Source organism: Streptomyces atriruber, assembly GCF_001418325.1.
In the GTDB taxonomy this organism is placed as follows: Bacteria; Actinomycetota; Actinomycetes; order Streptomycetales; family Streptomycetaceae; genus Streptomyces; species Streptomyces atriruber.
The window spans coordinates 1-10,501 of sequence record NZ_LIPN01000051.1 but is presented as its reverse complement, the minus strand read 5'-3'; the positions used below and the strand labels follow the sequence as shown (position 1 = coordinate 10,501).

Annotated in this window: 11 protein-coding genes; 8 read left to right on the top strand and 3 right to left on the bottom strand. The window is 72.8% G+C overall.

The genetic code is table 11. The features are described 5' to 3' along the window. From AOK03_RS05795 to AOK03_RS05785, 3 genes are all read left to right on the top strand, one after another. A partial coding sequence (locus tag AOK03_RS05795) for an NACHT domain-containing protein (RefSeq protein ID WP_055564074.1) occupies window positions 1-1,619 on the top strand: 1,619 nt, incomplete at its 5' end. 298 nt (window positions 1,620-1,917) lie between these two features. Further along, complete coding sequence (locus AOK03_RS05790; RefSeq protein WP_055564073.1) at window positions 1,918-2,754, top strand: hypothetical protein; 837 nt, start codon at window positions 1,918-1,920, stop codon at window positions 2,752-2,754. Window positions 2,755-2,803: 49 nt separating this feature from the next. Then, a complete protein-coding gene (locus AOK03_RS05785) occupies window positions 2,804-3,391 on the top strand; it encodes a Uma2 family endonuclease (RefSeq protein ID WP_055564072.1) in 588 nt (195 codons plus the stop codon). A 19-nt stretch (window positions 3,392-3,410) separates the two neighbouring features. On the opposite strand, the gene AOK03_RS05780 is transcribed toward AOK03_RS05785, so the two are convergent. Both AOK03_RS05780 and AOK03_RS05775 read right to left on the bottom strand, forming a co-directional pair. After that, window positions 3,411-3,830, bottom strand: coding sequence for a nuclear transport factor 2 family protein (locus AOK03_RS05780; RefSeq protein ID WP_055564071.1), 420 nt, complete (start codon window positions 3,828-3,830; stop codon window positions 3,411-3,413). Between the two features lie 90 nt (window positions 3,831-3,920). After that, complete coding sequence (locus AOK03_RS05775; RefSeq protein WP_055564070.1) at window positions 3,921-4,328, bottom strand: hypothetical protein; 408 nt, start codon at window positions 4,326-4,328, stop codon at window positions 3,921-3,923. Between the two features lie 130 nt (window positions 4,329-4,458). On the opposite strand from AOK03_RS05775, the gene AOK03_RS05770 reads away from it, so the two are divergent. From AOK03_RS05770 to AOK03_RS05760, 3 genes are all read left to right on the top strand, one after another. Beyond that, window positions 4,459-5,163, top strand: coding sequence for an MOSC domain-containing protein (locus AOK03_RS05770; protein ID WP_055564069.1), 705 nt, complete (start codon window positions 4,459-4,461; stop codon window positions 5,161-5,163). After that, window positions 5,160-5,912, top strand: coding sequence for an HNH endonuclease family protein (locus tag AOK03_RS05765; protein WP_055564068.1), 753 nt, complete (start codon window positions 5,160-5,162; stop codon window positions 5,910-5,912). The genes AOK03_RS05770 and AOK03_RS05765 overlap by 4 nt, the downstream gene beginning before the upstream one ends. A gap of 135 nt (window positions 5,913-6,047) precedes the next feature. Continuing rightward, the gene (locus AOK03_RS05760) at window positions 6,048-6,797 is read left to right on the top strand and encodes a hypothetical protein (RefSeq protein WP_055564067.1); all 750 of its coding nucleotides are present in this window, start codon (window positions 6,048-6,050) and stop codon (window positions 6,795-6,797) included. A 6-nt stretch (window positions 6,798-6,803) separates the two neighbouring features. Here AOK03_RS05760 and AOK03_RS05755 read toward each other — a convergent pair whose 3' ends face one another. Beyond that, window positions 6,804-7,622 (bottom strand): hypothetical protein, encoded by an 819-nt coding sequence (locus AOK03_RS05755; RefSeq protein WP_244177499.1) that lies wholly within the window; start codon window positions 7,620-7,622, stop codon window positions 6,804-6,806. Between the two features lie 177 nt (window positions 7,623-7,799). Here AOK03_RS05755 and AOK03_RS05750 point away from each other — a divergent pair, with 177 nt between their 5' ends. Both AOK03_RS05750 and AOK03_RS05745 read left to right on the top strand, forming a co-directional pair. Further along, complete coding sequence (locus AOK03_RS05750) at window positions 7,800-9,926, top strand: N-6 DNA methylase (RefSeq protein WP_055564066.1); 2,127 nt, start codon at window positions 7,800-7,802, stop codon at window positions 9,924-9,926. Between the two features lie 157 nt (window positions 9,927-10,083). Next, window positions 10,084-10,501 (top strand): hypothetical protein (locus AOK03_RS05745; RefSeq protein WP_107097929.1); only part of this gene is annotated, 418 nt, incomplete at its 3' end.

The window sequence follows — 10,501 nt, the reverse complement described above, 5'->3', positions numbered from 1 at the left end:
CTTGCCCGCGCCCGCCGCGCCGCCTGGTCATCACGGGCGCGGCGGGCGCGGGCAAGACCGTCCTGGCCAGAAAGCTGGTCATGGAGCTCAACCAGGCGAGGGCGGAGGACGAACCGGTCGCGGTGCTCATCGCGCTGGCCGACTGGGACGAGGACGAGCTGCTGTCCGACTGGATCGTCCGCCACCTGGAGCGGGACTTCGGACTGCCGCCGAGGTCCGCCCGAGCGGTCATGGCCGGGCGGATGGTCCTGCCCGTGCTCGACGGCCTGGACGAAATGGATCTGGACGACGTGGCCGCGACGGAGTCCAGAGCACGCGGAGCGCTGGAGGCACTCGCCACCTACCAGAACGGCACGGACCCCGCCCCGCTCGTCCTGACGTGCCGCACGCGGCAGTACGACGCGCTGGAGACCGACGGCAGCCACATCCTCGACGCCGCCCGCATCGAGATCGACCCGGTGACGCCGGAGCAGGCGATCCGCTTCCTCGGGCAGCGGGGCGCGGCGCGCCGCCCCGGCCGGTGGCAGCCGGTCCTGGACGAGCTCGCGGCCGCGCCGCAGGGGGTGCTGGCGACGGCGCTGTCGACGCCGTGGCGGCTGACCCTGGCCAGCAGGGTGTACGAACGTGACGGCGACCCGGGGGAGTTGGTGCCCGCCACGACCGTGGTCGAGATCGCGGATCTGCTCCTGAGCCGGTTCATCGGGGCATCGGTGACGAGCACGCCCCGAGCGCCCGACCGCTACCGGCCGTACGACATCCACCTCCGGTTGCACCGGCTGGCCGTGCTGCTGGGCGCGGGCAGCACGGCGGAGACCGACCTGGTGCTGCACCGGCTGGGGGAGCGGATGCCGCCGGGCCGGGTGCGCGGGGTGGTCTGCGCGTGCCTGGCCGCGGCCGCGGTGGCGCCGGTCCTGGTGCTGGCGCGGTCGTGGCGTGACGTCGACCAGACGCTGATGGCCGCGCTCACGATTGTCATCGTGGTCGGTTCGCTGGTCGAGGAGGTGCGCGGCAGGACCACGACGTCGGTGCTCACGGAGATCGCGATGCCGTCACTGGGCAGTCCGCTCTGGCGGGTGGGGCTGCGCCGGTTCCTCCGGATGAGCGCGCGCAGTCTTCCGGCCTATGTCATGGGGACGGTCCTGGCGGCCGGTCTGTGGCAGGCGGCTCCCAAGGCGGTGGGCGGCGGTGGCGGGGACCCGCGCATCCTGGTGCTGCTGGCCTGGCTGATGCTGGCGGCGCTGGCCTGGGCGTCCGCTAGCCAACTGGACAGCACTGCGGTCGGGCCCCCCGGACCCGTCAGGGCGGGCTGGTGGACCTTCGTCCTCTGCATGGGCGTGCCGGGCGCCGGAGCGGTGACGAGCGGCGGCGCCGAGGCCGCGGACGGGCTCATGGCCAGCCTCCTCATGGTGGGGATCCTGGCGCTGCAACGGGACTGGGTGGGCTACCTCGTCTTCCTCGCCTCGCAGCGCCGACTCCGCTTCCGCCCGGCCCGGTTCCTCGACTGGTCGGTGACCGCAGGCCTGATGCGGACCTCCGGCATCGCCTACCAGTTCCGCCACCGCGAGTTCCAGGAGTGGCTCGTGCGACACCCCGAACCGGTGGACCGGTCCGGGGGGTGAGGGGAGGGGCCGACCGGGTCGCGGACGTCCGCGACCCGGTGCACCGCGTTCCGGTGTGCCGGGACCTGGTCTCCCGCGACGTAAAAGCTTGAAAGCCTTTGGGGAAGCACCTCCCCACCAACCCACCCGTCCACGCCTCGGTGTCCGTCACTCACGCGGGTGATATCCGCCAACTGGGCTGGATTTCCTGCCTGTTCGCGGGCATATGCTCGCCGCGACAACCGCAGACATACGACGGCCCCCGGCGGGACTGGCATCCCGACCGAGGGCCTGACCAACTAGGAAGACAGCCTTCCTGATGGCTTTCGAGCAGCGTAGCGCGCCTTCGCGCGCCCCGTCCTCCGTACCCGCCGACACCCCCCGATCCGGTGTCGTTCACGTCAACTCGCGGCACACCACGCACTACACCGTGATCGGCAACCACCTCGCCCAGCACCGCGAACTCTCCCTGGTCGCGATCGGGCTGGCCGTCCACATCCAGTCGCTGCCCGCCGGGGCCCGCATCGGCATCAAGCTCCTCGCCGCCCGCTTCCCCGAGAGCGAGCACCGCATCGCCGGGGCCCTGCGAGAGCTGGAGCGGCACGGATATCTCTCCCGGACGCGGGAGCGCCTGCCCGGTGGGGAGGTCGTCACCCGGACCGTCTCGTACAACCAGCCCGGTACGCGGCCCGATGCTCCCGCGCCCGTACCGGAGAAGCCCGTACGACCCGTACGAGTGGATCGCGACCCTCCCCGAGAAGCCCTCCCCGAGCGGGACACCCCCGACCTCGACCGCCACCGGGCCGCCACCGGCCTGCTCGTGGACCTGCGACGTCACGAGCCCCGCCTCCTTCTCGCCGAGCGGGACGTCCACCGCCTCGCTCCGGCGGTCGCCGTCTGGCTGGAGCGCGGGGCCGCCCCCGACGCCGTACGCCGCACGCTCACGGCCGCGCTTCCCGATGAGCTGAGGCACCCGGCTGCCCTGCTGGCCCACCGGCTCACGGCCCTGCTGCCGCCACCGCTTCCCCCTGGACCGGTCGCCGCCGTCGCCCGTCCCGACCCGCTCCAGAACTGCGAGGCGTGCGACCGGGCCTTCCGCGCCCCCGTGCCGGGGCACTGCCGTGGCTGCCGCCCCGACCTGCGGGAGGCCGCCTAGCATGAACGTGACGACCCTTGCCCCTGGGCACAGACGAGGAGCGCACGCCATGACCATCGCCTCGGACAGCGCGCGGAACGGCAGCTCCCAGTACCGGGCGATGCGTGACGTCGTCGAGCATGCGTGGGACGGCCTTCCCGGCAAATTCGAGATCACCAAGGAAGGAATCGTCCACGACATGATGTCGCCAGGAGGCCCTCATGAGGTGACGGCGGCGCACATCAGCCGCCGCCTGGAGAGGCGTATGCCGGACGAGCTGCTGGCTCACACCGGAACACCTGATGTGGAGCATGAGCCGGAGGGTATCCTGCGCCACCCCGATGTCATCGTGCTCGCCTGGACCGATCTGGACGTCGAAGGCGCGGTCGATCCCCGCACCCTCGTCGCCGCCATTGAGATCGTCTCCCGCTCCAACCCCGAGAACGACTGGGTCGGCAAGACCCGCGACTATCCGCTCCTCGGCATCCCGGTGTACGCGATCTTCGACCCCCGCACCGGCTCGGGAGCCGTTCTCTCCGACATCCACTCCACGCCCGAGGGCCCGCGCTACGCCACCCGCAAGGACTTCGTCTACGGCGAGGACGTCACCATCGCCGAGTGGACCATCTCCACGGAGGGCCTGCCGCGTTACGAGTGAGGCCTTGCCCGCCCCGGGGTCAGGAGGCGGTGCAGGCCTGGGCGATGGAGAGGCTGTTCTCGTAGAGGTGGTGCCGGGTGATCCGGCCGTTCTCGACCGTGAGGCGCAGGGCGAAGGGGCCCTCGAAGGACTTGCCGGTGGCGCGCACGGTGCCCGAGAGGTGGCCGAACAGGACGGCGTCCGTGCCGTCGACGAGGAAGGTGTCGAGGGAGGCGCGGGAGTCCTCGGGGACGGTGTGCGCGGCCAGTTCGCCGGACTGGGCCGCGCACTCGGCGCCCGTGGAGCGGGGGCGGATCCACGGGACGGCGGGGTTCTCGGCGAGCAGCCAGTCCACGTCGTCGGCGAAGAGCTCCACCATCCGGTCGGTGTCCCCGGCGAGCCGGGCCTGAAGGAAGTCCTGGACGACGGCGCGGGTGGCGGTGGCGGTGTCCGTGCTCATCGGGCTCTCCTCGGGGTTGGACTGCTCTCGGCTGATGTGTTCGATCCTGCCGGGGGAGGAGAGGGCGGTCGATTACCGCGCAGGTAATCGTCAGTGGGCGAAGAGCTGGTCGTCCTTGTCCCGGCACAGGGCGTGGGCGGCGCCCATGATGCTCGACGTCTGCTTCTTGGTGGTGCCGAGCCGGTGCGTGGACTTCGTGAACTGCTCGCCGAGGGCCGCGCCCCGGACGGTGCACAGCGCGTCTCCCTCGGCGACGAGCGCGTCGTCCTCGATGTGATCGAGGTCCGGGTGGTGCTCGCGCAGCGTCTTCAGGAAGAGGCCCGCTGCCGGGCCCTGCAGTCCGCGCCCTTCGGGGGCCGGAGCCGCGCTCGCCGACGGTGACGGTGGCGTGCTCGCGGAGGGGGCGGACGCGTCGGTGCCCGACGCGTCGCACGCTGTCGTGCCGAAGGCAGCGGCGGTGAGCAACAACAGGGCGAGGCGCGGCGGACGCTTGTACATGAATCTCCCGATAAGTAAGGAACGGGAAATAATCTCATGATCTTCCGCGCCGCGAGCCGGGGGCGTCGTCACGTCCGGGGCGCCGTACCGTGGTGGCCGCGGGAGTCCGCCCAGGGGAGGGGAGAGCGCAGTGACGTTCGAGGTCGTGGGTCTGTACCGGTTTCCGGTGAAGTCGATGCTCGGGGACGAGCACGACCGGCTGGAGTTCGACGCGAGCGGCGTCGTCGGCGACCGGCTCTGGGCCCTGCGGTACCCCGACGGCAAGCTGGCCAGCGGGAAGCACCACCAGCGCTTCCGCCGCACCCCCGGCATGCTCGAACACCGCGCGACCTGCGACGGCGACGGACTGCCCGTCGTCCTCGCGCCGGACGGCGCGACGCTCCGCCCCGGCGACCCGCGGATACCGGAACGTTTCGGCGAGGGCGTCGAGTTGGTGCGTGCGGGCGAGGAGTCCCACAAGGACGTCTCCGCCGTCTCCCTCGTCGGCACCGCCTCGCTGCGCGCGCTCGGCGACCTGCTCGGTGACGCCGACCCCGTCGACGTACGGCGGCTGCGCAAGAACATCGTCGTGGAGACCGACGAACCGTGGATCGAGGAGAGCTGGGTCGGCCGCGAGATCGTCCTCGGCGGCGGACCGGGGGCCGAACCGCTGCGGCTGTACGTCACCAAGCGCGTGAAGCGCTGCGTCATGGTCACCCAGGCCCAGCCCGGCCTGCCCGTGGACAACCGCGTCCTGAAGACCCTCACCGCCACCCGCGGCATGTGCATCGGCGTCCACACGGACATGGTGGCGCCCGCGCCGCTGGCCCTCGGTGACAGGGTGGTCGTCCGATGAACCGACGCAACCGACGCAACCGACGCACCGCCTCGGCGCTGCTCGCGCTCGTCGCCGTGCCCGCGCTCCTCACCGGCTGCGAGACCGGCACCTCCGGCACCAAGGACAAGGCGGACGGCGGCGCCGCCGGGCCCGACGCGAAGGCAGGGTCCGCGCTCGCCGCCGTCGACACGCTCACCGTCAAGGGCCGCGCGCCCAAGACCGGTTACGACCGCGGCAGGTTCGGCACCGCGTGGGCCGACACCGACTCCAACCGCTGCCCGACCCGGGACGACATCCTCAAGCGGGACCTGAAGGACGTCACGTACCAGGGCGGCGACTGCCGGGTGGCCTCCGGGAGGCTCGCGCCCGATCCGTACACCGGCAAGGAAGTGACGTTCCGGCGCGGGCGCAGCCAGGTCGACATCGACCACCTCGTGGCGCTCTCCGACGCCTGGCAGAAGGGTGCCTTCCAGTGGGAGCCCGGCAAGCGCATCGCGTTCGCCAACGATCCGCTCAACCTCCTCGCCGTCGACGCGGGCCCCAACCGCGGCAAGGGCGACGGCGACACCGCGACCTGGCTGCCGCCGAACAAGGCCTACCGCTGCACGTACGTGGCCGGGCAGGTGGCGGTGAAGAAGAAGTACGGGGTGTGGGTGACCGGCGCGGAACGGGACGCCATGAAGAAGGTGCTCACGACGTGTCCGGCCGAGAAGCTGCCGACGGGCGACGCCCCGACGAAGGCCCCGCCCCGCTTCCACGCCCGCTGACCCACGGCTCCGAGGAGGCCCCGAGGAGGCCCCGAAGGGGCCTTCAGGGGGCGCGGGGAACCGCGCGACCAGCCACAACGGGCCCGCAGGAAAAGAAATACCGCCGACCCCGCGGGACGCGTACCGTCCCGACCCATGGACCTCAAGATCACGACCCTGGCCGAGCGCCCGGAACTCGCGGACCCGCTCTGGGGCATGGCCGAGGACTGGCCCGAGTTCATCCTGCACGACCCGGTCGGCTGGTCGCTGATCGGACGGATCGTCAAGGACCTCCCGGAGTACGTCCTGGTCGCCACCGACGGCGACGCGGACGGCAAGGTCGTCGCCCGCGGCTTCAGCGTGCCGCTCGCACTGGGCGGCCGCGGGACCGGCGAACTGCCCGACGGAGGCTGGGACCAGGTGCTGCTGTGGGCCTTCTCGGACCTGCGGCACGGCAAGCGGCCCGACACGGTGAGCGCCATCGAGATCACCGTCGACCTCGCCGCGCAGGGCAAGGGGATCTCCGGGCGGATGCTCGCGGCGATGCGGGACAACGCCCGTTTCCGGGGCTTCACCGAGCTCGTCGCGCCGGTGCGGCCCAACGCCAAGCACCTCGAACCGGCCGCGCAGATCGACGAGTACGCGTACCGCACGCGTGAGGACGGCCTGCCGCACGACCCGTGGCTGCGGGTGCACGTGCGGGCGGGCGGCGTCGTCGAGAAGGTCGCGCACGCCTCCATGACCGTGTCCGGCTCGACCGCGCAGTGGCGCGAGTGGACGGGGCTGCCGTTCGACCGGGAGGGCTTCGTCGAGGTGCCGGGCGCGCTGGTGCCCGTCCACTGCGAGCCCGCCCGCGGTTATGCCGTGTACGTCGAGCCGAACGTGTGGGTGCGGCACACGCTGTGAGGCTCGTCAGGCGCCCAGCTCGTCCAGGTCGATGACCTTGCCGGCGGGCGGCGTGGTCTTCACGGGCTTGTCGTACTCGCGGAACGCGATGTGCTCCGGCTCGGCCGCGCCCGCGTCGACGATCTTCAGCAGGTAGGGCTTGCCCTCGGTGGCGACGTAGATCGTGTACTTCTCCTCGGAGTCGCGGGCGTCGATCCTGATCGCGGGGGTGCCGTCCAGGGTCGTCGTCGCGCCCCTGCGGGCGTTGGAGTTGATCTCGCCCTCGAACTCCTTGAGCAGGTCGTCGAGGTCGCACATGCCGGCGATGTCCTTCGCGTCGGCGCCGGACGCCTTCGTCTTGGACCAGCGGTCCGCGAGCATCTCGACGGCGAGCGCGGTCTCGTCCTCGGGCTGCCCCTTGCTCTGCGCGCGCAGGAACTTCTCGTCGTACTTCACGTAGACCGTGCTGTCGCCGGGGACGATCAGGTCGAACGTGCCCTCGCCGTCCATCGCCATGGTGCCCGCGCACTTGCCCGAGGTGTCGAGGGCCAGGTCCATCTTCATCCGGCCCGTCTCGTCGTCCTTGATGTCGCCCACGAGCCGGAGCGACGTGGCGCCCTTCGTCGCTTCGACGGCCTTGTCGACGATCTCGGTGCCGCTCATGCCCGCGAAGGGCTCCTTCGGCTCGCCCCCCTTCGCCGTGTCCGCCTTCGACGCCTTGCCCGTTTCGGACGCCTTGCCGGACTCGGAGCCGCAGGCCGTCAGGCCGACGGCGGCCGTGGCCAGGCAGGCCACGGCGACGACGGTGCGGCGCAGGCGCAGCTGGTGGCGCAGGTGGTGACGCATGGAAATCCCCCCAGGGAAGTTCGTTCGGTGAGGACATCAGAGCAGGTGTCTGTGAACCGAGTCAACACGAGTATGTGTGGATCATGAGTTAACGGACGTGAAACGGTCCGTGCCGTCGATCCCTGGGTATGCTCGACCCCGCGCGACTGACCCCGCGCGTTCGAGGGGAGCCATCAGATGACGCCGCGGGACGACGCGACCGAGGTGACCGCCGCCGGGATCGCCCGCCTCGCGGGAGTCGGGCGGGCCGCCGTCAGCAACTGGCGCCGCAGGCACGGCGACTTCCCCAAGCCGGTCGGCGGCACCGAGACCAGCCCCTCCTTCGCGCTCGCCGAGGTCGAGCGCTGGCTGCGCGGCCAGGGGAAGCTCGTCGAGGTCCCCCTCCGCGAACGCGTGTGGCAGCAGCTCGCGGGACATCCCGCGGGCCCCGTCACCGCCCTCCTGCACGCCGGATGCGCCCTGCTCCTCATCCGCGACAGGCCGGCCGACTGGCTCGCGGTCGGCGCCGTCTCCGACGAGCGGATGGCGCAGCTCCTGCCGGACGTGCTCGACGAGGCGGTCGCGATGCGGTTCGGCGTACGGCGCAGGCGCGCCGTCCACGTCCCGGAACCCGCCGAACTCCTGCCCTCCGTACCGCTGTTGCGCGGTGTCGCCGAGCTGGCGGCCGAGCTGGGCGCCCGGCAGACGTACGAGTTCCTGCTCGGTCGGCACACCGACGCCAACCCCCGCCAGTACACGCTCACCCCGGAGGGCCCCGCCGAGCTGATGGCGCGGATCGCCGAGATCGCCGGGGCCGCCGGGAGTACCGGGACCGCTGGGAACCCCGCCCCCGCACGCACCGTCCTCGACCCCGCCTGCGGCACCGGCGCCCTGCTGCGCGCCGTCCCGCCGCGCCCCGACCAGTACCTGTACGGCCAGGACAGCTCCCCGGAGCTCGCCGCCCTCACCGCGCTGCGCCTCGCCCTGCACTCCGACGCGACCGTGCGCACCATGGCCGCCGACACCCTGCGCGCCGACGCCTACGACGGCCGCACGGCAGCGGCCGTGCTCTGCCACCCGCCGTTCAACGACCGCAACTGGGGCCACGACGAACTGGCCTACGACCCCCGCTGGGAGTACGGCTTCCCGGCCCGCGGCGAGTCCGAACTCGCCTGGGTGCAGCACGCGTTGGCCCGGCTCGCCGACGGCGGCACCGCCGTCCTGCTGATGCCGCCCGCCGCCGCGTCCCGCCGCTCCGGGCGCCGCATCCGCGCCGACCTGCTGCGCCGCGGCGCCCTGCGCGCCGTCGTCGCCCTGCCGGCGGGCACCGCACCGCCGTACAACCTGCCCCTGCACATCTGGGTGCTGCGCAGGCCCGACCGGGCGGCGCGGCCCGCGCCCGAGCTGCTGCTCGTGGAGACGGCGGGCGCGGCGGCCGCCGACGGACGCGACAGGCAGCCGTGGCCCGCCGTGCGGGACGCCGTGCTCGACGCCTGGCAGCACGTCGAACGGCACGGCACGCTCGACGAACGGCCCGGACTCGCCCGCAGCGTGCCGGTGCTCGAACTCCTCGACGACGAGGTCGATCTGGCGCCCGCGCGCCATCTGCCGCCGCCCGCCGAGGCCGCGGGCGGCACCGGGCTGCGGACCGTACGGCAGGGGCTCGGCGAGGCCCTGCGCCGGGCCGCCGACCTCGCGCCCCCGCCGGACGACCTCGACCCGGCCCCCGCCGACGCCGCCCGGCCGCCGCTGACCACCGTCGGCGAACTGGCCCGCGCCGGCGCCCTGACCCTGCACACCGGCACCGGCGAGGGGCCCGGCGGCACCCCCGTGCTCACCGACCACGACGTACTGACGGGCTGCGCGCCCTCCGGCACCGCCCACGAGAGCACCGCCCACGAGAGCGCGCCCGGCGACGCACCCGTGCGCACCGCGCCCGGCGACGTCGTCGTCCCGGTGTTCGGCGGCGGCGCCGCCGCCCGCGTGATCGACGAGGCCACCGCGGGCGCCGCCCTCGGCCGCGGCCTGGCCCTGCTGCGCCCGGACCCCGCCGCGCTCGACCCGTGGTTCCTCGCCGGGTTCCTGCGCGGCACCGCCAACCACCGCCAGGCGAGCAGCTACGCGTCGACGTCCGCCCGGCTCGACGTCCGCCGCCTCCAGGTGCCGCGGCTGCCGCTCGCCGGGCAGCAGGGGTACAGCGCACGCTTCCGCCGCCTCGCCGAGTTCGAGGACGCCGTGCGCCGGGCGGCCCTGCTCGGCGACCGGCTGGTGCGCGGCATGCACGACGGACTGACGGAGGGAACCCTTCCGCCCGGGGCCGCGTGAGCAGTACGACAACGGTTCGGTACAACCCGGGATCCGTCGCCGCAGTCGGCCTATACGCTCGAACCCTCTTCCGTTCGTTCATCAGGCACCAGGAGCAGCCATGCACGGCCACGGCTACGCGCCGCAGCAACCGCATCCGCCTTCCAGGGGGACACATGTGACGCTGCGCGTGATGTTCGTGGCGCTCACGGTGCTCACCTGCGGCCTCCTGGCGTGGGCCGCGATGCTGCGGCTGGCCCTGGTGACGCGCAAGTCGTACAACTGGATCCTCTTCGGCCTCGTGACGGCGCTCGACGTCCTGGCCATCGCCCTGATCGGTGTCGACCCGGGCGAGGAGGAGTTCCAGGGCCCCGGCAGCGCGGGCATGGTGGTCATGCTCTGCACGATGGTGGCCGCCGTCTCCTATTACCTGTACGGGGACATCCGGCACTTCAGCCCGTACCGGCAGCAGGCGCAGATGCAGGGGCAGACGCCGTCGCAGCCGCACTTCACGGGCTACGTACCGCCGCAGGCACAGCCGCAGGTCTCCTACGGATACCCGCAGCAGCCCGCCCCGGCGCCCGCGACCCGGTCGG

Coding starts and splice junctions, on each gene's coding strand:
- AOK03_RS05790 (WP_055564073.1), top strand. CDS start 1,918: ATGGCTTTCGAGCAGCGTAGCGCGCCTTCGCGCGCCCCGTCCTCCGTA.
- AOK03_RS05785 (WP_055564072.1), top strand. CDS start 2,804: ATGACCATCGCCTCGGACAGCGCGCGGAACGGCAGCTCCCAGTACCGG.
- AOK03_RS05780 (WP_055564071.1), bottom strand. CDS start 3,830: ATGAGCACGGACACCGCCACCGCCACCCGCGCCGTCGTCCAGGACTTC.
- AOK03_RS05775 (WP_055564070.1), bottom strand. CDS start 4,328: ATGTACAAGCGTCCGCCGCGCCTCGCCCTGTTGTTGCTCACCGCCGCT.
- AOK03_RS05765 (WP_055564068.1), top strand. CDS start 5,160: ATGAACCGACGCAACCGACGCAACCGACGCACCGCCTCGGCGCTGCTC.
- AOK03_RS05760 (WP_055564067.1), top strand. CDS start 6,048: ATGGACCTCAAGATCACGACCCTGGCCGAGCGCCCGGAACTCGCGGAC.
- AOK03_RS05755 (WP_244177499.1), bottom strand. CDS start 7,622: ATGCGTCACCACCTGCGCCACCAGCTGCGCCTGCGCCGCACCGTCGTC.
- AOK03_RS05750 (WP_055564066.1), top strand. CDS start 7,800: ATGACGCCGCGGGACGACGCGACCGAGGTGACCGCCGCCGGGATCGCC.